Source organism: Enterococcus mundtii (assembly GCF_013394305.1).
Lineage (GTDB): Bacteria > Bacillota > Bacilli > Lactobacillales > Enterococcaceae > Enterococcus_B > Enterococcus_B pernyi.
Genome location: NZ_AP019810.1, coordinates 1,791,823 through 1,809,405, shown reverse-complemented (window position 1 = coordinate 1,809,405; position 17,583 = coordinate 1,791,823). Strand labels below are relative to the sequence as shown.

At 38.0% G+C, this 17,583-nt stretch carries 35 protein-coding genes; 1 reads left to right on the top strand and 34 read right to left on the bottom strand.

Features of this window, described 5'->3' with window-relative positions; genetic code table 11:
• Positions 1-2: 2 nt before the first annotated feature.
• The 10 genes from HZ311_RS08755 to HZ311_RS08710 all read right to left on the bottom strand — a co-directional run bounded on the left by HZ311_RS08755 (position 3) and on the right by HZ311_RS08710 (position 6,864).
• On the bottom strand, positions 3-656 hold the full coding sequence (locus HZ311_RS08755; RefSeq protein ID WP_034687923.1) for a DUF4355 domain-containing protein: 654 nt from the start codon (positions 654-656) through the stop codon (positions 3-5).
• Between the two features lie 317 nt (positions 657-973).
• Entirely contained in the window at positions 974-1,243 is a 270-nt protein-coding gene (locus HZ311_RS08750; RefSeq protein ID WP_137072268.1) for a hypothetical protein, read from the bottom strand.
• Position 1,244: 1 nt separating this feature from the next.
• Complete coding sequence (locus tag HZ311_RS08745; RefSeq protein WP_178946609.1) at positions 1,245-2,198, bottom strand: minor capsid protein; 954 nt, start codon at positions 2,196-2,198, stop codon at positions 1,245-1,247.
• Between the two features lie 11 nt (positions 2,199-2,209).
• Positions 2,210-2,440, bottom strand: coding sequence for a hypothetical protein (locus HZ311_RS08740; protein ID WP_178946608.1), 231 nt, complete (start codon positions 2,438-2,440; stop codon positions 2,210-2,212).
• A gap of 203 nt (positions 2,441-2,643) precedes the next feature.
• On the bottom strand, positions 2,644-2,856 hold the full coding sequence (locus tag HZ311_RS08735; RefSeq protein WP_142433183.1) for a hypothetical protein: 213 nt from the start codon (positions 2,854-2,856) through the stop codon (positions 2,644-2,646).
• Positions 2,816-4,444, bottom strand: a complete 1,629-nt coding sequence (locus tag HZ311_RS08730; RefSeq protein ID WP_178946607.1) for a phage portal protein — start codon at positions 4,442-4,444, stop codon at positions 2,816-2,818. Before HZ311_RS08730 ends, HZ311_RS08735 begins: the two co-directional genes overlap by 41 nt.
• Positions 4,445-4,454: 10 nt before the next feature.
• Complete coding sequence (gene terL / locus HZ311_RS08725) at positions 4,455-5,867, bottom strand: phage terminase large subunit (RefSeq protein ID WP_178946606.1); 1,413 nt, start codon at positions 5,865-5,867, stop codon at positions 4,455-4,457.
• Positions 5,860-6,261 carry a phBC6A51 family helix-turn-helix protein gene (locus HZ311_RS08720; RefSeq protein WP_086334541.1) on the bottom strand — a complete coding sequence of 134 codons (402 nt, stop codon included), beginning with the start codon at positions 6,259-6,261 and terminating at the stop codon, positions 5,860-5,862. The genes terL and HZ311_RS08720 overlap by 8 nt, the downstream gene beginning before the upstream one ends.
• Positions 6,262-6,328: 67 nt before the next feature.
• A complete protein-coding gene (locus HZ311_RS08715; RefSeq protein ID WP_178946605.1) occupies positions 6,329-6,640 on the bottom strand; it encodes a hypothetical protein in 312 nt (103 codons plus the stop codon).
• Positions 6,637-6,864, bottom strand: coding sequence for a hypothetical protein (locus tag HZ311_RS08710; RefSeq protein ID WP_178946604.1), 228 nt, complete (start codon positions 6,862-6,864; stop codon positions 6,637-6,639). The genes HZ311_RS08715 and HZ311_RS08710 overlap by 4 nt, the downstream gene beginning before the upstream one ends.
• Before the next feature lie 541 nt (positions 6,865-7,405).
• On the opposite strand from HZ311_RS08710, the gene HZ311_RS08705 reads away from it, so the two are divergent.
• Positions 7,406-7,681 (top strand): hypothetical protein, encoded by a 276-nt coding sequence (locus HZ311_RS08705; protein ID WP_010733975.1) that lies wholly within the window; start codon positions 7,406-7,408, stop codon positions 7,679-7,681.
• On the opposite strand, the gene HZ311_RS15935 is transcribed toward HZ311_RS08705, so the two are convergent.
• The 24 genes from HZ311_RS15935 to HZ311_RS08595 form a co-directional block, all read right to left on the bottom strand.
• The gene (locus HZ311_RS15935) at positions 7,678-7,800 is read right to left on the bottom strand and encodes a hypothetical protein (RefSeq protein WP_010733974.1); all 123 of its coding nucleotides are present in this window, start codon (positions 7,798-7,800) and stop codon (positions 7,678-7,680) included. The genes HZ311_RS08705 and HZ311_RS15935 overlap by 4 nt on opposite strands.
• 282 nt (positions 7,801-8,082) lie before the next feature.
• Positions 8,083-8,550, bottom strand: a complete 468-nt coding sequence (locus HZ311_RS08700; RefSeq protein WP_178946603.1) for an ArpU family phage packaging/lysis transcriptional regulator — start codon at positions 8,548-8,550, stop codon at positions 8,083-8,085.
• Positions 8,551-8,623: 73 nt separating this feature from the next.
• Positions 8,624-9,028, bottom strand: coding sequence for an ArpU family phage packaging/lysis transcriptional regulator (locus HZ311_RS08695; protein WP_232092472.1), 405 nt, complete (start codon positions 9,026-9,028; stop codon positions 8,624-8,626).
• 63 nt (positions 9,029-9,091) lie between these two features.
• Positions 9,092-9,334, bottom strand: coding sequence for a hypothetical protein (locus HZ311_RS08690; protein ID WP_178946601.1), 243 nt, complete (start codon positions 9,332-9,334; stop codon positions 9,092-9,094).
• A 257-nt stretch (positions 9,335-9,591) separates the two neighbouring features.
• A complete protein-coding gene (locus HZ311_RS08685) occupies positions 9,592-9,801 on the bottom strand; it encodes a Rossmann-fold NAD(P)-binding domain-containing protein (protein ID WP_178946600.1) in 210 nt (69 codons plus the stop codon).
• The gene (locus HZ311_RS08680; protein ID WP_178946599.1) at positions 9,798-10,001 is read right to left on the bottom strand and encodes a hypothetical protein; all 204 of its coding nucleotides are present in this window, start codon (positions 9,999-10,001) and stop codon (positions 9,798-9,800) included. Before HZ311_RS08680 ends, HZ311_RS08685 begins: the two co-directional genes overlap by 4 nt.
• Before the next feature lie 2 nt (positions 10,002-10,003).
• Positions 10,004-10,381 carry a hypothetical protein gene (locus HZ311_RS08675; RefSeq protein WP_178946598.1) on the bottom strand — a complete coding sequence of 126 codons (378 nt, stop codon included), beginning with the start codon at positions 10,379-10,381 and terminating at the stop codon, positions 10,004-10,006.
• 13 nt (positions 10,382-10,394) lie between these two features.
• Complete coding sequence (locus HZ311_RS08670) at positions 10,395-10,586, bottom strand: hypothetical protein (protein ID WP_066025412.1); 192 nt, start codon at positions 10,584-10,586, stop codon at positions 10,395-10,397.
• A 42-nt stretch (positions 10,587-10,628) separates the two neighbouring features.
• Positions 10,629-11,000 (bottom strand): hypothetical protein, encoded by a 372-nt coding sequence (locus HZ311_RS08665; protein ID WP_178946597.1) that lies wholly within the window; start codon positions 10,998-11,000, stop codon positions 10,629-10,631.
• Between the two features lie 165 nt (positions 11,001-11,165).
• Positions 11,166-11,558 carry a hypothetical protein gene (locus HZ311_RS08660; RefSeq protein WP_178946596.1) on the bottom strand — a complete coding sequence of 131 codons (393 nt, stop codon included), beginning with the start codon at positions 11,556-11,558 and terminating at the stop codon, positions 11,166-11,168.
• On the bottom strand, positions 11,555-11,776 hold the full coding sequence (locus tag HZ311_RS08655; RefSeq protein WP_023519308.1) for a hypothetical protein: 222 nt from the start codon (positions 11,774-11,776) through the stop codon (positions 11,555-11,557). Before HZ311_RS08655 ends, HZ311_RS08660 begins: the two co-directional genes overlap by 4 nt.
• A complete protein-coding gene (locus tag HZ311_RS08650) occupies positions 11,773-12,339 on the bottom strand; it encodes a DUF1642 domain-containing protein (RefSeq protein ID WP_062805981.1) in 567 nt (188 codons plus the stop codon). Before HZ311_RS08650 ends, HZ311_RS08655 begins: the two co-directional genes overlap by 4 nt.
• A gap of 13 nt (positions 12,340-12,352) precedes the next feature.
• The gene (dcm, locus tag HZ311_RS08645) at positions 12,353-13,594 is read right to left on the bottom strand and encodes a DNA (cytosine-5-)-methyltransferase (RefSeq protein WP_178946595.1); all 1,242 of its coding nucleotides are present in this window, start codon (positions 13,592-13,594) and stop codon (positions 12,353-12,355) included.
• Positions 13,591-13,995 carry a YopX family protein gene (locus HZ311_RS08640; protein WP_178946594.1) on the bottom strand — a complete coding sequence of 135 codons (405 nt, stop codon included), beginning with the start codon at positions 13,993-13,995 and terminating at the stop codon, positions 13,591-13,593. Before HZ311_RS08640 ends, dcm begins: the two co-directional genes overlap by 4 nt.
• Positions 13,992-14,126, bottom strand: coding sequence for a hypothetical protein (locus tag HZ311_RS15930; protein WP_269153464.1), 135 nt, complete (start codon positions 14,124-14,126; stop codon positions 13,992-13,994). Before HZ311_RS15930 ends, HZ311_RS08640 begins: the two co-directional genes overlap by 4 nt.
• Positions 14,123-14,296 (bottom strand): hypothetical protein, encoded by a 174-nt coding sequence (locus HZ311_RS08635; protein ID WP_167347576.1) that lies wholly within the window; start codon positions 14,294-14,296, stop codon positions 14,123-14,125. Before HZ311_RS08635 ends, HZ311_RS15930 begins: the two co-directional genes overlap by 4 nt.
• A gap of 12 nt (positions 14,297-14,308) precedes the next feature.
• Positions 14,309-14,695 (bottom strand): beta-sandwich lipoprotein, encoded by a 387-nt coding sequence (locus HZ311_RS08630; RefSeq protein WP_034687964.1) that lies wholly within the window; start codon positions 14,693-14,695, stop codon positions 14,309-14,311.
• Complete coding sequence (locus HZ311_RS08625) at positions 14,692-15,003, bottom strand: MazG-like family protein (RefSeq protein WP_178946593.1); 312 nt, start codon at positions 15,001-15,003, stop codon at positions 14,692-14,694. Before HZ311_RS08625 ends, HZ311_RS08630 begins: the two co-directional genes overlap by 4 nt.
• Positions 15,000-15,302: a hypothetical protein gene (locus HZ311_RS08620; RefSeq protein WP_178946592.1), complete on the bottom strand. Its 303-nt coding sequence runs from the start codon at positions 15,300-15,302 to the stop codon at positions 15,000-15,002. The genes HZ311_RS08625 and HZ311_RS08620 overlap by 4 nt, the downstream gene beginning before the upstream one ends.
• Positions 15,295-15,459: a hypothetical protein gene (locus tag HZ311_RS08615; protein ID WP_010733960.1), complete on the bottom strand. Its 165-nt coding sequence runs from the start codon at positions 15,457-15,459 to the stop codon at positions 15,295-15,297. The genes HZ311_RS08620 and HZ311_RS08615 overlap by 8 nt, the downstream gene beginning before the upstream one ends.
• Positions 15,449-15,742 carry a hypothetical protein gene (locus tag HZ311_RS08610; protein ID WP_229078077.1) on the bottom strand — a complete coding sequence of 98 codons (294 nt, stop codon included), beginning with the start codon at positions 15,740-15,742 and terminating at the stop codon, positions 15,449-15,451. Before HZ311_RS08610 ends, HZ311_RS08615 begins: the two co-directional genes overlap by 11 nt.
• A gap of 12 nt (positions 15,743-15,754) precedes the next feature.
• On the bottom strand, positions 15,755-16,582 hold the full coding sequence (locus HZ311_RS08605; RefSeq protein ID WP_178946591.1) for a replisome organizer: 828 nt from the start codon (positions 16,580-16,582) through the stop codon (positions 15,755-15,757).
• 2 nt (positions 16,583-16,584) lie between these two features.
• Positions 16,585-16,869: a hypothetical protein gene (locus HZ311_RS08600; RefSeq protein ID WP_178946590.1), complete on the bottom strand. Its 285-nt coding sequence runs from the start codon at positions 16,867-16,869 to the stop codon at positions 16,585-16,587.
• 1 nt (position 16,870) lies between these two features.
• Positions 16,871-17,557: a putative HNHc nuclease gene (locus HZ311_RS08595; RefSeq protein WP_178946589.1), complete on the bottom strand. Its 687-nt coding sequence runs from the start codon at positions 17,555-17,557 to the stop codon at positions 16,871-16,873.
• Positions 17,558-17,583: the final 26 nt, after the last annotated feature.

The window sequence follows — 17,583 nt, the reverse complement described above, 5'->3', positions numbered from 1 at the left end:
TCCTAATTTTTAAAATAAGTTTGCTTTGGCGTTTCCACTGTCGCTTTTTTCGCCAATTGCTTGCCGTATTCACCTTGTACCGATCCGCCGGTTCCACCATCTAAAGGTACTCGACCACCTAGTTTGCGCTCATATTCCGCTTTGATTGCTTCACGTTCCGCTTCAACAGAAGCTAAATACGTCTTCACGTTACTTGACGTAGTTTCAGCATCTTCCGACACAATCAGTCGAAGCATTTCTTTCGTAGGCTTAGCGCCTTTCTCAGACAGCATCTCACTCGCTTGTTCAGACATCTTGGATAGCACTTCTTTACGTTCATATTCAGCCAACTTCGCTTCAAGTTGTTGCTTCTCGTAATCTGCTTTTTCCTTATCGTCCATTTCGGCAAGTTTTGCAGCTTCGTCTTTTTCAGCACGCCATTTTTCTTCAGCAGCAGTGACTGCCTTCTTTGTTTCAGCAGCGATCATTTTTGCTACATCGTCACGAGAAAATGTTTTGCCAGTTTCTTCCTTTTTGCCATCTTGATTATCATTGTCGATATTTTCTTTGTGCTGACCTTGTCCAGAATCATCAGCACCTTGATCACTACCATCATTACCCTTTTCTCCAGCAAAGTATTGTAAGTTCATTGGCATTAACAAACGTTTTTCCTTCATGATTAGTCCTCCACGGTTACGCCGTTACCCGATAATTTAACTAGTTACGCCAGTCAGCCGGAACAGCTCAATTTATATTGCCCCGAGCAGTAGAGGGCATAATAAAAAGCCTTTAGTTAACAAACTCAGGCTTTAATTAATCTAAAATTATATACTTTTTCCTGATATTAAAAAAAATTAGGCGGTTATCTCTGGTGTACATGGGCGAGAATGCTAGGATTCGAACCTAGGTGCCGCCTGTCACCTACCAAAGCCCCCGATAATAAAGAAGCCTTTCCCCAATAGACTAAGGCTTCGCTTTAAATATTTTCACATACTTATTCTAATTCAATTTTATTTCTTAATTCATCCATATGCTTTTTGATTTCCTTGGTTAATCGTTCTTTCTTCTTCGTAAGGAATGGGGTGTTCTTTTGTTTATTCAACAAAGCTTTGATTTTAGGATTTGTATAAAAGAAAGTTGACCGATACCCACATGACTGACATTCAGCATAATGATGCTCTACATTGTCTGGTAATCTGTCACTTTTTTGTACTAGCGGTGTATAATTGCCACACTTATTGCAAACAAACAGTTGTTCAGACATTTTATAACCCTCTTTCTTTCAACATCTTTTCAAAAGCAATACGATCAACATAAGGTGCCGTACTGCATTTACAAAATGGATGTATATTCGGCGCATTTGTTCCTGGTTCCATTTTATCAACATCAAAAACTTTCCCATTCAACGGCAAACATAAACGGCATGCGGAAGGCTCAGAAATGAATGTGTACTTTGTAATATCAGCATCACGATAGCTTCGCTCTTGGATACCAATCTGAACCCTAGTAGTTTCTGTGACCATCAAACGCTCAGTATTGAAACGAGTATTCTCTCTGCCTTTTTCAGTAAGGAATCTCTTTAGTTCAGGTGCCAACTGTTTTGGATTACGTCCTAAAGTCACACTACGTACTAGCAACTTATCCAAATCAGCTTTCAGCTCTGCTTGGTACATCCAAAGCCGTTCGCTAAACGTTGCGAAAGCATCCGCTCGAAACGAACTATTGATTACTTGCTCTACTAGCTTGGCATAACCACTTTTAGCGATCGTCATTTCTAAGATGCCCGCTTGACGTTGCAACTCTTTCAATCCAGCACTGGTAAGTTCTCCCGAAAAATACTTGTCCATATCGTTAAACGTAGCTATCAGCTCAAGTCCGATATTCGCTTTTAGCAATTCCAATCGATTAACACGCATTGTAAGATTGTATAGCTTTAATTCCTTGTTTGCTGTAGGTGAGAAGTCATTCTCTTTAACATACTTCTTAGCCTTTCGAGCAAATGCTTTTACATCCATTTCGTTAGCTCGCTTCATCGCTTCGCTACGAGTGATTTTCTGTCCATTAGAAAAACTGTCCCACTGTGCGTCTATCTCTTTCTGTATCGCATCCTGCGCGTATTGCAGGCGCTTCTTGATCTCGTTCATGCGTTTCTTATCATCTTTAATTTGTTGCTGTTGCCAAGCTTTCTCACGTTTGATGAAGTAATCTTGTGATTTCACTTAATCACTCCTTACCAAGCAAATCTAACTAGCTTTAATTCCGCTTTTTCTGAATGTACATCGGAATAGTCTTCAACAGTAAAACCACCCTCTTGAAATTCTTTTCGAATCTCATCGTTGATTTGATCTGCTCTATAATGCATCTCAGTTTTTCCCATTTTCATCGTTGCAGCGATAGCCTCTTTAAGCTTTTCAATATCTTTTTTTTGGTACTCATTGATCATCTGTTCTTTGAGATTCATCTTTGGAAACCTCCTTTGGTCTCGTGTGAATTTCTAACGCAATAAGGCATACCGAGATGTTAGATAAAATATAGATAAGCGCCAACTCAATTCCACAAAGGCGATAGAATATGACGGTTAACGCAAAATTAAAAAGTTTAAAAACCCTAAATCCATCGGAATAACTAAGCCGATTCAATCTATCTTTTAACATAAATATCCTCCTAGGATTTAGACATAACCAAAGCCAATTGAAAGGCCTGCTCTTCTGAGAATCCTTCTTCAACCAACTTATCCATTAAAACCCGCAATGCTCTTGCGGTTAGCCCATATATTCCGTCTAAATAGTTATGGAGCTTTTCAGCCGTTTCTCCTAGGTCGCCTTTATCCATAGCTTCAATTGCTTCGATTATCTGCTTCATCTTCTTCTCGTTCATCTTCCTCTACCTCCGTATTAGTTTCTTTGTCACTATCAAACACACCAGAACCAGCTTGTTCCTTCAATCGCTTCAGTTCTTCTTCAAACGGAACCCCAGTCAAGCGCTCAGCCATTTCGCACAACGTTTGATCTGATACGATGCCAACCATTCCTGCAATAACTTTCATGATTTCTTCATCTGATTGCGGGACATTCGGTGTAAATTGAATTTGGATTTCGTTCACTTTGTTGTAAAGTTGCTCTTGTTGCTGTTCATCGGAAACAAAAAAGGCTTTGACTGTGTCAATCAAGCCTTGAGGTTTATTCAATTCATCTTTGATGCTCCATGAGTGAGTGAGCAATCGTAGACGGCGCATAATAGCTTTCTTGACCATGCGCTCTTTATTTTTGCGATCGTTGTCTGACCCCCAACCCTTGAAACGGAATCCGATGCCTGACTGGTTGGACCCTATGTTCTCGTCTGTAAAGTCAATTAGAGATGTGAAGCGTAAGATATCCGCAACTGTTCGACTATCGTTAGCTTCCATTCCAGCAACGTCATACTCTTTCTTTAGATAATATGCATCAGGTTCAGCGCCTGCTATATTACCGTCATAGATTTTCTTATCACCTAAAACAAGCATTCTCGCTCGCATCATAGCTTGAAGTACTTCTAATTGGCTGTTTTTACCTTTCGGGTCAACAGCAGTATCAGAGTTTCCTTTAATAACCAAGTAAGCTTCTGATGAATCTTGTTGGAAGTTGGCCATCTCTGAACGTGAAAGATCATAGGCATCTATAGAATCAAGTACACGCTCAAAGTCGCTCAAACGTTCTTCGTTGTTGATCCATTCATTAATCTGAACTGAGTCGAAGTAACTCTCTATATTGCCACCATCTTCAATTTTGGCATGCTCTAAATCATCATTTTCTGCGATTAGATAATAATTGAATCCGCTGTTTGTATATAGTTCAACTCGTGTCCATGACTTATCTAGAAACTGTTCTTTGTAGTAATGAACAGCACACAACGAGTTGCGATCTTTGGTATTGTCGTAGACTACGAATGTTTGTTCTGCGTCAAACTTAGCTAATGTTTCCTTGCCGTATTCATCACGACCAATCCACTCATACGCTCTACCTAATCCGATCATATCTCGACCCACCAATTGATTGTGGTAGTCTTCGTTCGATTGACTAGCAAATGTGTTGATTTTTTCTGCAATCGCCTGATCCCCACTGTATTTCAATGGATTCCCTAGCAATACACCTAACTTAAATGAGACGATAAAATCTGCAAAGCCACTCGCTATACGATTGTCCGATCTGCCTTCTGGTTTGTTCGGACGATAATTGATGTTGTTGTCGCCTAACATATAGCGTTTCAATTCCTGCAACCTTGGCACTTGCTTGGCTCGATGGTGTTTGATGAACTCAACGATCATCTTCCAAACGTCTTCATGTTCAAAGTCGATTGCCTGTTCAACTTCGCCAGTACGCTGATTCAGCATCTCTCTTTTCGGTAATTGATTAACCGGCACTTTATAAATGAGGTTCGATTCATCATCAAATCGCTTGCCACTTAATAGCTGAATATTCTTTTCCACTATATCACCTCTACAATCCTAGTTTTTTGAATGTGTCGATTGTCTTCATGACATCTATTTTTTCTGTTGTGTTCGTGTTCATTGTTTCGGCGATGCCTGTTGTAGCATCCGGAGCATCATCATGCTTGTTCTTTCCTTCTTTCTGATAAGTAGTCATCGCCTTATAGTAATCAGGAAATCTTGTTCTCCAGTCATTAGGCATTCGTACATATTGTTCAATCCAGTGACTGTTGGAATAGATTCTCGCTTCTTTATTGGCGCTTTGGAAGAAGTCAGATATAGCAGTTGCACATTTCCCTTTTACTTTCTCTCTTACAGAACGAGCAAAAGACCGACCGCCATTGTTGCGCTCGATACGTGATGTATTCACTTTGAAGTTAATCAACTGATTTGCAACCGCACTCTCTGTGTATTCCATTGGCTGTTGAGTATAGATGACGTCTAAAACGTCCTGATAGCCATCTAGCGTTTCTCCCCAAACGATCGAACAAAGGTAGTCCTTACCAGTATCGGCAGTATCGCAATAATGCCAAATCTTTTTATAATTAGATTGATTGCTGTAAGTTTTGAATTCTCTGTACAATCTGCCTTTAATATCGATAGGCTCCTGTTGGTAATTGGCGCTAGCGATGTCGGCCCCCATTGTCTTCACTTTACGTTGATAATCTTTAAAAGAAAGGACCTCTTCGCAAAGCATCCTACCATTCTTCTCATCATAAGCTTGGAAGTTGATGTGTTTAACCTTATATCCACTCAATGGTAATTCTTTTAACGCTCTACCCGCTAAATCATTGCTATGCCATCTAGTCATATTGATAATAATTTTGCCTTTACTCTCTAATCGAGAAAGCATAGTATTTACAAACCACTCCCAGTGCTTATCTAGAACTGTAGTGTTATTTGCTTCATCAGCGTTCTTGATAACGTCATCAATGATGATGATATCTGCACCAAAACCCGTAGCGGTTCCTGTTGGCGATGTCGCTAAGTAATTATTGTAGCCATCTTCTAAACTCCAAAGGTTCATAGCTCCATCGCCATATTTAATATTTGCATCAAATATGTCCGAGTACACTATCATATCTTTATCAGCTTTCACTTCCTGAATCGTGTTTCTCACATTCTTGGAAAATACTGTCGATAGAGTTTCGTTATATGATCCTGTCATAATTTTCTTGCTATGATCATTTCCTAGTACCCATTCAACAAACCTCCCTAATGTTAAAGATTTACCGTGACGAGGTGGCATATTAAGTATCAGGACATCATGTTCATTATCATAGAGGAATGATTGGAACTCTCCGCACACTGAAATTAGATATTCTCTATCCGTCTTATAGAAAGCAGGCATAATCAAGTGGCAATAATCAAAAAAGAATCGTTTCGCTAATTCAATCTTTGCACCTAAAGCAATTTTATCCATCACGACTCGCCAACTTTCGCAATTCTTCTTCGGAAAGATTAGCAAATGGATTGCTGACTTTCATATCACCAGTAATCTTAGTTTCTTGTTTCTCAGCATAGATACCAGCTATTGTAAGAATCATTTTTCTGTCTTGGTGACCTTTTTCAGTAAGCGCGAAGTTATATGCCGCATTCAAGACATTAGCAGCCTTTCCCTTAATAAGATCCATTGTCGTCTTATTTACCAAATCAACAAATTCTTGTTTCTTCATCGCATCATAATACTTATTTCTACTTACACCAGCGAGATTACATAACTCTTGAACAGACTTGCCAACATTTTCAGCATTTAATAAGACTTCTAATAGTTTTTTCTCAGCTGGAGTAGGTTTGTATTTGTCATTTTTTGTCATGCAATCTCACCTTCTTTCTAAAAGCCTTTTTCTTAATGACTATTTCCAAATTCATGTGGTTTGAAAATTAGTAATTAGTCTGAATAACTTCGAATCCATCTCGCTCATAGCTTTTGACAGCCTCTTTTAAATTCGGCAGAGTCCTTGATACTAAAGTGAGGATCAATTCCGCTTTACCTTCTTCTTGGCTTTCTGTGATATCTACATTCGCATAACAGCCACCCCAAACTGGTTTCACGTTAGTTGTAGTTTCTCCATTTATAGTCATTGGATTTTCTACCCACTTACGTCCATTCTCCATTTCCAATGCCTTCTTATAAGCTTTTGATAGCTCTTTGCTTACATTAGTTTTTAAAACCGCTTCATTAAAATTCTTCATGATAAATACCTCCCTATATTTTGTTGGATATAATCATCTTTCCAATAACCATGACCACAATAAACAAGTTTGCACTTATCAATTTCTTTCGGTGTAGCTTCTCTGGTCATTTCTACAATGGAGTATTTCTTTTTGATCTGAACTGACTGGACGACCCTTAATGGATCATCTTCATTTGGTGGTGGATATCTATTAGATAGTGAAACGTACCAGTAGTTTCTCATTATGTAACCTCCTTGCTTGCTAGTTTATATTTATAGTTTTTATTAACCAATTCATAAATTTATCTAAGCGAAGTATCATACCAAACCTTATTTTGAATCTATCCATAGCTTGGGTAAGGTCACCTAGCGTTTCGCCAAAAGTTTTTCCCTCTCTCACAATATGACCTCTCTTCACAAAATAAAAAGACCACTCAACGAGTGATCTCATATGTAAAAACTACATCTCAGCAATGAGATGCAGTTATAGCTCTTTCAAACAACCTACACACGAAAAATTTGTATTATTTCGCCCTTTTCGCCGTCCTCCTCGGTTGTCATTCGGTTTTACTGACTGGCAGTTATGGATCACCGTAAACCCAAAGTCGCTGGCAAGGAATCGAACCTTACACAACCACACCAAAGTGCAGTATAGGACTCATCCATAGCGTCTACCCTTTCCGCCACAGCGACATTATTCCATTGTGAACAAGCATACATAGTGTATAATTTTAATTATTAGCGAGTGGTCCGCTAAAATAATAAGGAACGGTGGTGAACTCGAATGAAATCCTATGTTCTATCATATGATTTACACTCTCCCGGCCAAAAGTATCAAAAAGTTGTCGAAACAATTGAGTCCTGGAATTGCTGGCATATTAAGCCATTAGAATCCTTCTGGCTAATTAATACCAGTATGACTGCAGAACAAATGAGAGATAGTTTAAAAAAACATGCGCTTGATGACAATGATTTGATTTTTGTAACTGAGATAGGTAACGATCATTCAGGGTGGCTCTATACAGAATCTTGGAAATTTATCAATGAAAATATTTATTAACCGTCATTACTACTTTTTTTACCCAAAATCGCTTGAATATCAATTTGCTCCTTGCTACTCCTAATAGCTTGGAGCAATTCTTTTACTTCTTCTGGCGTTGCTTTAATTGTGATTTCCATTCTTTGTCCTTCTTCCCACACATAAATTAATAGACAGCAACATATGAACTATCCGCAGGAGCTGAACCCCACATCCTTTAGTTTATTTGTTGCTGTCTATCGAAGCTTAATTACAACGATGAGGGAGATTTCCTCCCTTCAAATTGTTTTTGTCGATGTCCTGTTTACTAATCTTTCGACACTATCATAATAAATCATTTTCTAGGTAGTTGATTGGTATAAAAAAGGTATAAAAAGGAAAGCATTTGGGTAGTAAATGGGTATAAAAAGTGTAAAAACTGGCTACTTAAAAGCAACCAGTTCTAAGGAAGAAGCAAATTGAATGATGATTTTGTTCGATTCTGCTTTTACAGATTCTTCGCTCGTATTATTTCTTTGAGCAGTTACATAAATTGACATACCGTTGATATAGCGATCATAGAATATCTTTTTCCGCCTCTCTGTTACATCAGGTTTATGCGGATGCTGAATTGCTGAATAGCCACGAACAAATAATTTGTGCAAGTACTCAAATTCTTCTTGCGCTTCCTCTCTCTCAATCATCATTCGTTCTGCTTCAAATGTATTATTTGCTGTAGAAGGTGGAACCAAGGAGTAAGATGCTGTTACTTTAGGCTCCCGAGGTTGTCCTATCCTACATCTAGCTGACAGATATGCTGAAAGAAAAACACCAACATTATGTTTTGTGTTATCCATATCCACATCTTTTGCCTCTGGTGTCTCATATTTCTTTACATCGAAAAGTACCATCCATTGATTCCTCCATTTATGATATAATAATTGTGTCAGAATTATTAATTAAAGTCGGAGGAATCCGGCTTTTTTATTTTGTACGTGAAATAAGTTCACCCGATTTATATGCCTCAGCGAATTCGATCAAAGCTACGGATTTCATTCTCTCAATAGTTCTGTCAGAATATCCTAACTTTTCCCCAATTTGATACATGGTCATCTTATTAGGAAAACAAAAGCTATAATAAAGAACTTGAAAATGAATTTTACTTAACCGCACTAACGCATCAATAACCGAATTTCGAATGCTTACCGCTTCAATAATTTCTTCATTTTGACTGTCATTTATAGGTTTAAACTTCTTAGTAATCATCATCACGGAAAAGTCCACTTTCACTGGTCCGACTAAACGTTCTAAATTTCTATAGTTGTTTAATACTGCCCTTGCATTTTTTCTTGTTTGTTTAACATCTATATTCTCCAAAGGGTTTGCCATTGTTCCTTCTCCTTCCAGTTGTAGAAAAATACTCATATTTGTAAGAAAGTTTAAAGAGCAAAACTAAGCTTTCATAACTTCCATATCCACTAATCGAGCAACCGCAATATTCGCTTTGCTCTTCGCTAGTTCTTTGTCACAGTCCATCGTATTCTCAATACGAATAACTGCTGAATGATTGTACACACGTTCTACATACCCTCTGATTGGATAAATGAACTCTTCTGCTGTACAACGAACCATATCGCCGACTTTAAATTCTGATTCCTCTTGCTTTATAGGATTTTTAGTTGGTAGATCCATCATCAAGCCTCCTTTTCCATTTTATTTGTGACACTCATTTTTGACGGTTGCAAAAATTACTCTATACTTGTATTAAAGTTGCAATAAGTAAAATCCTTTGATTTCGTCGCCTCAATCCGTGTCACGACTGTCTAGATAACAATTGATTAAACATATTAGTATTCCATCAGCCATGAAACGATTTTTACCACTTTTGTCATAGTAACGTATGCTCGGGAATAAGAATGATACTATAAATATGATAGCCACAATGTGATTCATCATTTTTCCTCCTCAGCCGCTTCCAATCCCGATACACTGCATTCTTTAACTTCACCACCGAATTTTTCCGTAGTTTCCTCAGCCTCTTCATAATTACGAAACCACCGAGCATCTTGTAATGCGTGAACCACACTTAATGAAGCACCACCCATATATCGATCATCTTTCCTATAAAAATATTCACCAAACTCAATTACATAAAATTTCATTTGATTTCCTCCTGCTCTAAAGCATAGCCAGCAATATTATTGGTGTAGAATACTGCCTTCCGACGGACTTGGGTGCTAACCCCAAAATATTCAAAAGAAATTTGTTCTTTTTGCCATTCATCTCGAAAATTAGTTACTTCCTCAAATTTCATGGTTGATCCGTTTTTATTCCATATGATTAAACTTTTATCTTTTTCCATTCCTACTCCTCCTGTTCCGAATACTGTTTTAAATACTCACTTACCAATTCCATTTTTTGTTGATTGTTTAAACTTTGGTAAGCTGCTTCCAAACAACTTAATGGTAAATCAGGAAAATACTTACTTGGTGTGCCATTCAAAAACAAGTCGGATATCGACTCTAGCGGATCATTCGTTTCACATTCATTTTCTTTCATCCAGATGATCAAGTTTTGCTGATTCTCGTTGAGTTGCGGTTGTTTTAACATTTCTACCGCTTCATTAAATTCATTGGAAGTATAGCTTTTACCATCAATTATTATTGACGATTCTAGATCTATCTTTAAAGTCTCACCAGTGATTTTCCCTGTAGTAATTTTGTATTCTTCACTCACATTCATTACTCGCTTTCTGCTATTTCGTCGGATAGCTGACTACTTCACCATCTGCGTTATAGCCTGTATCTTGTTCTGCTTGTTTCGTCCATTCCCATACTTTGTCAGTGGAAACCCAACTTTGATTCCATAGGATAAAGTAGAAAGCCAGTAGAAACTCATGTTGATTCAACCATTCTTGTGTAACTTCATGTGTGTCATTACCAGACATAATATCGCCTCCTTCAGTTGTTTATCTCTGTCGATTGTGGAATTAATCTTCTATTTCTTCTGCATTTAAAACCTGACGAAATGGTGATGACCATCTTTCCTTTGCTTCCTCAGCATCAAGCGCAAAGATCTCTATAGTTTCAATTTCACCTGTTTCAATCAACACATTGGTATATGAAACCTTAAAGCGTTTTTCTTTTAAATAATCACCGTCACCCATCATATCGCTTACCCAAGACTTGTCATCAGGATCGAATTGACCAATAAAATTCTCGTAATCATCCTCGTTTGGATTATAAGCACAAAACTTTACTGGTACGATTTCTAAACAACCCTCGTGATAAAACTTACTTTCTATTTCTACTACATCCTCAAATTGACGAAACACCTTTTCACATATTGGACATTTTTTCATCCCGCTTCCTCCTGTTTAGGTTGTAGCCCATTCCCTTGAACTTTAGTGCCTCGATATTTGATGGCGCAATCTGCGTGCTGGATCCTCCAATATCCGTTTTTCCTCTCGAAATGTCCTTTACTACGATCAACGAAGCCGCCACATCGATAGCAATAGCCCGGGTATTTATTTCTCATTGACGGCCTCCTGTTCTAATGCCCATTGAGCGAATGCTGCTAAAATTTGCAGTTGTTCGCTATTCGTCATGTTTTTGTAGCTCATATAAACATCTCTATAGCGATATTTTTCTTTTGTGGAATTGACTTTAAGTCTCCAAAATAGTTCAATAGCTCCAATATCCGTATATGTGTATTTTTCTTTCAACCATTCCAACACGACTTTCTGGTTGTCGTTGAGTTTTTGAGTAACTAAATCTAATTCGTCTTCATATAGGTAGTGTATAGATTTTTTGCTAACATCTACCCTATAAAAATCTTCTTTTCCATCTATCATAACTTCTCGGATGATGCCTTCATCGCCTTTGTAAAAAACATTATCTTCAACTTTAAGCTTACTCATCCTTCTGCCACCTCTTCCGCTTGCGCCATCGCCATTAGTGATCCTACTAATGCATTAAATCCGTTTTGAGAAAATTCCATTTTAATAGTTTGGACTTTTCTTTTTCTAGTTGGAAATGCTCTTACCATCACTTGAAAATTACCATTTTGCAATCTCTCGACATTAATCACTTTTTCCAAATACCCACTTTCAGGTAATGCTGTATTTTCTATATTCATCCTTCCATCACCTCTTCCACTGGCACAGCAAACGCCCAGTATCTCTCGTCGATTGTTTTGATTTCTTGTTCCGTGAATTTCATATCGTCGAAGTCATTATTATCGGCTAATTCAACTCCATTACGAGTTTTCATTAGATAAGCTTCTCCAATGCCTGCTGACGCAGTTATCTCTGGAAAATAAACATAATACAATGGCTCTTGCTCGACCTCGTAGCCATAATCAATAGCGTTAGATAGTTTTACTTCATTTCCATCTTTTTCAAGCCAACGTCGAACTTTTTCATTAAGCGTGAGTAGCCCTCTTCTTTGGTGATAGTCTATACCTATAAACATCATAAATCTTGCGCCTGATTCAAAATGGTATGAAACTAATTGCTTACGCATCTTTTCTAACCATTCCGCCACAAACTTAGGCACCACTGGCTTCTGCGGTTCGTCTAGTTGTTTTGCTGACTCAATCGAAGCATAGACGCCATCATAAAATCCTTCATCGTAGGTCGATTCGCCTGATTTTACAATCGATAAACTTTCTAATTTCTCAATCAAACCTTGTTTATTCATCGCTGTTCCTCCTTCACAATCTCTTTGCTATATCTGCAATCACTGGAACCGTCACACTATTTCCAGCTTGCTTGTATAGTTGACTATCGCTGTTTACTTGTTTTGCTCGATCAAATGCCCAATCTGGAAAACCTTGTAGACGCCAACATTCACGAGGTGTAAGTTTACGGATTCGATAGTTTTCTGTAACAACTGCTTGCTCCTCACCAGTTAGTAGTGTATTTGCTATTCCTTTACCAACTCGACCACGTCTAGTTTCCGAGTTAGGATGAGAGATATTTACACTATCACCTGGTAAAGCTTCAGCGTATCCTTTTGTAGTTGCTTCTCTGACTAGGATTCCATGTCTATCTTGAGCAGTGAGAGTAAACATCTCTTCCCCATCTTCTTTGAATCGTCTTCCGTTTTGCCTCTTTTCAAATCTATCCGGCGTTAATACTGGAACTACGATTTTTGTCCCCTCACCTTTATTTGTAGTTAATGTAGGACTTAATCCGTTCGATGAATATACTTGTCCATTCATTCCATTTCCACTAGGATTTATATTTCCTACAATGGCAATCTTCGGCTCTCTATCTCCGCCTTGCATCGTGTTCAAACAAGGGGATATTCCTGATACATCATAAAATCTATTTGTACTATCAAAATTTAATAGTTCTCTTGTTTTCTTTAAATCATTAATTGGTTTTATATTGTTTTCAATAGCTGTTCGGTTTTCTCTCTCGAAAGGAAATATTTTTTTGGTACGTTCTCCTCTAAGATATCCGATAATGAATACTCGCTCCCTGTTTTGTGGAACGTAGTCTTTAGAGTTAATACAGTCCCACTCACAGTCATACCCGAGTTCATCCAAGGCTCTGAGGATCGTCTCGAACGTAGCCCCTCCTTCGTGATTGAGGAGTCCTTTGACGTTCTCAAGGAATAGATAGCGTGGTCTGAGAATAGATGCGAACCTTGCAATTTCAAAGAAGAGAGTTCCTCTAGTATCTTCGAAACCTTTCCGCTTTCCTGCAATCGAGAAAGCCTGACACGGAAATCCTCCACAGATAACGTCGACACTTCCGATTCCTCGAATAAACTCATCTGATACTGTTGTGATATCATTCATTTCCACCTCTCCTTCTGTTTCGTGTATTGCTTTGTAGCTAGCTCTTGCGAATTTATCGATCTCGCAGAAGCCTACGCATTCATGTCCAGCGTATTCCATACCTAATCGAAATCCGCCGATGCCTGCGAATAAGTCTAAAAATCTCATTTCTTCACTTCTTCCAACAACTCTGGATTCTCGTATATATTTCCGATGACTTCATGGTTAGTTGCTTCTGCATATGATTCCCCAGTATTTCTATGACCTAATCTGTAATCACTTTTCTTTAATACAACTACAAAGCCAGCTTCTTGTTGCAGATAAGTTACATAGCCGGTTAATCCATTTGAGTTTTTTATAATATCCCTCTCAAAAATCTCTACACCGTTCTTGTCTTTCAGTCCTGCGGATTGCATTAATTCAATATTTCTCACATGATACGATTTCAATTCAGAAGGAGTTTTCCAATATTCAATAGAGTTGACCTTTCCGCTTTTATTAAAATGTAAGACTGCTACGTCTCTCATTACATTCTGTCGTTTATCCCATGCTCTAAGTTTCGGTATCATTTGCTGTCCTCCTCCATACTCTCAAAAATAACAATAGCTTTTTCTATGCCTTTTCGTTCTTCGCCAGTAGCGCATGCGTATAGATAGCTTCTTAATCGACGAATGGCTTTACTGATCGATATTCGTTTCATTTGCTGTCCCCTTTCTGTAACTCACCATAAATGGAACATCTACGACGAATTGCTTTTACTCTGCGTTCATTTTCGAGCGTAGGTTGTATTTTATATGCTCTTTTTGCACCCTTTAGGTGATTTCGAGCACCTCTTAATGCATCTGAATATAATTCTTTTGGTGCATCCACTTGCTGTCCCTCCTACTTATTTTCTGTCATGGTGAAAGGTACAATGCTCTCAGGCATATAGTTGACTTCATATTTGTATTGGTTCACTTCAGCGCCTGCAAGATCTTCTATCACGTACATATTGAACTGCGTCATATTGATTAAATGCTTTTTATAAACTCCTTCTTCCGTTTCGACTAGTATTTCGAGCTTTTCAGAATTACTAGTATTTACCGAAATTCTTCCAATAACCTCAAATTCTACTGTGTTAGATAATGTGTTCATAACAGCGACACGACGAATTACATTGAAGTTATCTGCTTCTTGGCTTACGTTATGAGACACTTTCGTAGCTTGACGACATGCCGATAAACTAAAAACCATTCCTATAGTCACAATGAGCATAATTAGTTTTTTCATTTGCTGTCCTCCAGATCACTAGACTTCACAAACACCCCATCAATCATTTGCCCAGTACGTCCTTTGATTTCGTTCCAAGTCTGTTCTAAGCACTCATCAGCAGTCAACCCATGTTGCATAGCTAAAATGATAAGAGTAACAAGCGTGTCTCCGATACCATCTTTTATGGCTTCTAAATTGCCACGAGCCATGCCAGCGCCGACCTCTCCAAGTTCCTCAATTACCTTCAACATCTGCTTCTCTGGTTGAGCCTGATCCAATCCTTTATTTTTAGCCCATTTCTCAATATTCATTGTCAGTTCGTTCATTTTTCTTCCTCCATGTATTTAAATTGACGACCTTTAGAGTCAATATCCATATGCTTCGCTCTGCTCCATATGATGTTTTTTGTTAGCCCAGTAATTTCTGCTAGCTGTTCAGCTGTGCCTGTAACTAGAATTCTGTCACCATGCCAAATTGCAATATTCCTCGGCGTTTTTCTTCTAAGCTTCTCAGTCCATATCTGTTTACCAAGCTTTTGTACTTCTACGATGATTTTTTCATCTTCTTGCCAAGATTCCGTACTGGTTAATTCAGCAATTCGTTTCATTGCTGCTTTCTTATCCATCCTGACAGTCTCCTTTCAATAATTTGAGTACTTGATCAAGTGCACTCTCACGTCCGCCGTGAAATGTATTTAACCATTTGTCTTCATACGAAGCGCTTTGCCTCATCGCTTCTTTGTGCATTAGCTCCACTTGAGCTTTCAACTCATTAATTTCCATGACAGTACCCTTGTCTTTCGAGTTCTCTTAAATGTGCTTTTAATCCTTTGATACATTCCCAAAAAAGCAATTTCATATAAGCTGTTTCCCTTAGTTTTGTACGATCAATGTAAAAAGCATAATAATGACGTAATTTCGCCCAACATCTACGATCATTTTTGATCTGTTCGAGATTAACTGCTGCCAGTTGATCATGTACGATTCCTAAAATGTCGTACTCCTCATCTTTTTTATACTTAGCGATTTCTTTGATTAATCCTAAGTAGTCAAAATTAATATCCAAATCTTCTCCCCCTTACGCTTCATCCCATCGGGGCTTATTTGATCGTTCTAGCGCTTTTTTCTTTTGATAAGCTTCTTGGTCGATTGCCCATTCAGGCAGTGTCTCTCGTCTTCCTGTGCGCTTGTAGCTACTATTCATCTTCTTAGGCTCACATTTTTCTTTCCTTGCCCAGCTTCGAATAGTGGCTAAGTAGTTTTTATAAGTTTTACCAGCTGATTCACAATACTCGGATAACCGTTCAATCCTTTCTTGATAATCATTAGGGAATTCTGTTTTGAGTTTCTCCATTTGGTCATCTGACAAGAGAACATTTTTATACTCTCCGTATTTATGACGGATGGGCTTAGCCTTCGATTTTTTCGGAGGCGTTACATCTCTTATATCTTTACTATCCTTACCTAACCTATCCTTACCTAACCTAACCTGTGTATCCATTTGGTATACCGTTTGGTTGTCATCTGGTATACCAAGATTTTCATCTCGATTAGGAAGCTCTTCTGCAAAGGTGTATGCTTTGTTATCTTTATCCGCTAGTAAAGCTTTCTCATCCTGATATAACGTAGGTTTGTAGCGATCATTACGAATATAGTTGTGTATTTTCCAATGCTTAATTACGATCACACCACTCTCGAAAACTAAGATGAATCTTTTTGCCATAAGCAGTTTTAAGTCATCATCGCCACAACCAACCATACGTTGTATTTTTTTAGGATTATTGATAAATCCGTCGTCATCTGCGCGCATTGATAGATGAAAATATAATGCCTGTGTTGATAAAGGCATATCTAGGAACGCATCAGAATCAATAATCGTCTTTGCGAACATTCTTCTTTCTGCCAAGACTATTCCTCCTTAATTAATTCAAAATTATCAAACAAACTTTCTTCCTGGTTTAACCACTTTTCAGCTATATATTCTTCATCATCTTCTTCGTCTGATAAGTTATTTAATTCAAATTTAAGAACATCGATTTCTTTTTGGATATCCCAATAATCTGACTCTAAATCTTCTAATTCTTCTTCTAGAGAATCTATTTCACTCTCTAGCGTATTTATCTCTTCATGCAACCGTCTTTCGGTTTTGTTTAATTCTTCCAAATGAGATTCAATATCGTAACGTCTGCTCACTTTAACCACCTATATTAAGTTTTTTGATTGTCTCTTGATTTAACTTAATCCCTTTTATTTGATACTTGTTCTTAAAATTAGTTACACCTAATTGATGTTTTTCTGTGTGGTGTATTCTGCAAAGTCCTGCGTAAGTGTATTCTGAATGATCAATTTTCTTACGTTTTCGTCTACCCAATGCTTTATCAAAATGATCAATGTCAGCTCCTGTTCTTCCACAGATACAACAGACTCTTTTCGTAATACACTTGTACAAGTAGTATTCTTGATTCGCTGGTAAAATCTCATAACCTTCTTTGAATGGAATATGATGTTCAAAGATGAAATCTAAGATGATATTTGCTAGGATATTTACATCGCTCACGGTTGTATCCGATTCGTCCTTGAGGCTTATTTTTCGCCCTGTGATACCTTCAAAACGAGAGTAGAAGAATTCCTTCCAGAAGTCCGTTGGTGTGCCTGTATCGATGAATATATCCCCTATGAGCGCATAGATGAAGTTTCTTTGTTGGGCTGTGAAGCGACGTGGATCGATGAAACGTACTTCAATAATCCGATCGCCTTCATAGCCTTCGTACATTGTTTTAAGTCGTTCGATGTTTACTTCTTCGTTGATCGTTGCGCTAATTTCTTGTCCTTTGAAATGCTTCAATATCGCAGAATATGAATCGATTAGCGGTTTAAACAATTAAATCACTTCTTTTTCTTCTGATT

Excerpts from the sequence above, each read along its gene's own strand:
- terL (WP_178946606.1), bottom strand. The coding sequence starts at position 5,867 with ATGGATAAAATTGCTTTAGGTGCAAAGATTGAATTAGCGAAACGATTC.
- HZ311_RS08685 (WP_178946600.1), bottom strand. The coding sequence starts at position 9,801 with ATGAAATTTTATGTAATTGAGTTTGGTGAATATTTTTATAGGAAAGAT.
- HZ311_RS08705 (WP_010733975.1), top strand. The coding sequence starts at position 7,406 with ATGAAATCCTATGTTCTATCATATGATTTACACTCTCCCGGCCAAAAG.
- HZ311_RS08650 (WP_062805981.1), bottom strand. The coding sequence starts at position 12,339 with ATGAATAAACAAGGTTTGATTGAGAAATTAGAAAGTTTATCGATTGTA.
- HZ311_RS08675 (WP_178946598.1), bottom strand. The coding sequence starts at position 10,381 with ATGAATGTGAGTGAAGAATACAAAATTACTACAGGGAAAATCACTGGT.
- HZ311_RS08680 (WP_178946599.1), bottom strand. The coding sequence starts at position 10,001 with ATGGAAAAAGATAAAAGTTTAATCATATGGAATAAAAACGGATCAACC.
- HZ311_RS08620 (WP_178946592.1), bottom strand. The coding sequence starts at position 15,302 with ATGGATAAGAAAGCAGCAATGAAACGAATTGCTGAATTAACCAGTACG.
- dcm (WP_178946595.1), bottom strand. The coding sequence starts at position 13,594 with ATGAGATTTTTAGACTTATTCGCAGGCATCGGCGGATTTCGATTAGGT.
- HZ311_RS15935 (WP_010733974.1), bottom strand. The coding sequence starts at position 7,800 with ATGGAAATCACAATTAAAGCAACGCCAGAAGAAGTAAAAGAATTGCTC.
- HZ311_RS08665 (WP_178946597.1), bottom strand. The coding sequence starts at position 11,000 with ATGAAAAAATGTCCAATATGTGAAAAGGTGTTTCGTCAATTTGAGGAT.
- HZ311_RS08690 (WP_178946601.1), bottom strand. The coding sequence starts at position 9,334 with ATGATGGATCTACCAACTAAAAATCCTATAAAGCAAGAGGAATCAGAA.
- HZ311_RS08670 (WP_066025412.1), bottom strand. The coding sequence starts at position 10,586 with ATGTCTGGTAATGACACACATGAAGTTACACAAGAATGGTTGAATCAA.
- HZ311_RS08660 (WP_178946596.1), bottom strand. The coding sequence starts at position 11,558 with ATGAGTAAGCTTAAAGTTGAAGATAATGTTTTTTACAAAGGCGATGAA.
- HZ311_RS08715 (WP_178946605.1), bottom strand. The coding sequence starts at position 6,640 with ATGAAGAATTTTAATGAAGCGGTTTTAAAAACTAATGTAAGCAAAGAG.
- HZ311_RS08750 (WP_137072268.1), bottom strand. The coding sequence starts at position 1,243 with ATGTCTGAACAACTGTTTGTTTGCAATAAGTGTGGCAATTATACACCG.
- HZ311_RS08615 (WP_010733960.1), bottom strand. The coding sequence starts at position 15,459 with ATGGAAATTAATGAGTTGAAAGCTCAAGTGGAGCTAATGCACAAAGAA.
- HZ311_RS08640 (WP_178946594.1), bottom strand. The coding sequence starts at position 13,995 with ATGATACCGAAACTTAGAGCATGGGATAAACGACAGAATGTAATGAGA.
- HZ311_RS08625 (WP_178946593.1), bottom strand. The coding sequence starts at position 15,003 with ATGAACGAACTGACAATGAATATTGAGAAATGGGCTAAAAATAAAGGA.
- HZ311_RS08710 (WP_178946604.1), bottom strand. The coding sequence starts at position 6,864 with ATGAGAAACTACTGGTACGTTTCACTATCTAATAGATATCCACCACCA.
- HZ311_RS08755 (WP_034687923.1), bottom strand. The coding sequence starts at position 656 with ATGAAGGAAAAACGTTTGTTAATGCCAATGAACTTACAATACTTTGCT.
- HZ311_RS08735 (WP_142433183.1), bottom strand. The coding sequence starts at position 2,856 with ATGAACGAGAAGAAGATGAAGCAGATAATCGAAGCAATTGAAGCTATG.
- HZ311_RS08720 (WP_086334541.1), bottom strand. The coding sequence starts at position 6,261 with ATGACAAAAAATGACAAATACAAACCTACTCCAGCTGAGAAAAAACTA.
- HZ311_RS08700 (WP_178946603.1), bottom strand. The coding sequence starts at position 8,550 with ATGGTACTTTTCGATGTAAAGAAATATGAGACACCAGAGGCAAAAGAT.
- HZ311_RS08630 (WP_034687964.1), bottom strand. The coding sequence starts at position 14,695 with ATGAAAAAACTAATTATGCTCATTGTGACTATAGGAATGGTTTTTAGT.
- HZ311_RS08740 (WP_178946608.1), bottom strand. The coding sequence starts at position 2,440 with ATGAATCTCAAAGAACAGATGATCAATGAGTACCAAAAAAAAGATATT.
- HZ311_RS08655 (WP_023519308.1), bottom strand. The coding sequence starts at position 11,776 with ATGAATATAGAAAATACAGCATTACCTGAAAGTGGGTATTTGGAAAAA.
- HZ311_RS08695 (WP_232092472.1), bottom strand. The coding sequence starts at position 9,028 with ATGGCAAACCCTTTGGAGAATATAGATGTTAAACAAACAAGAAAAAAT.
- HZ311_RS15930 (WP_269153464.1), bottom strand. The coding sequence starts at position 14,126 with ATGAAACGAATATCGATCAGTAAAGCCATTCGTCGATTAAGAAGCTAT.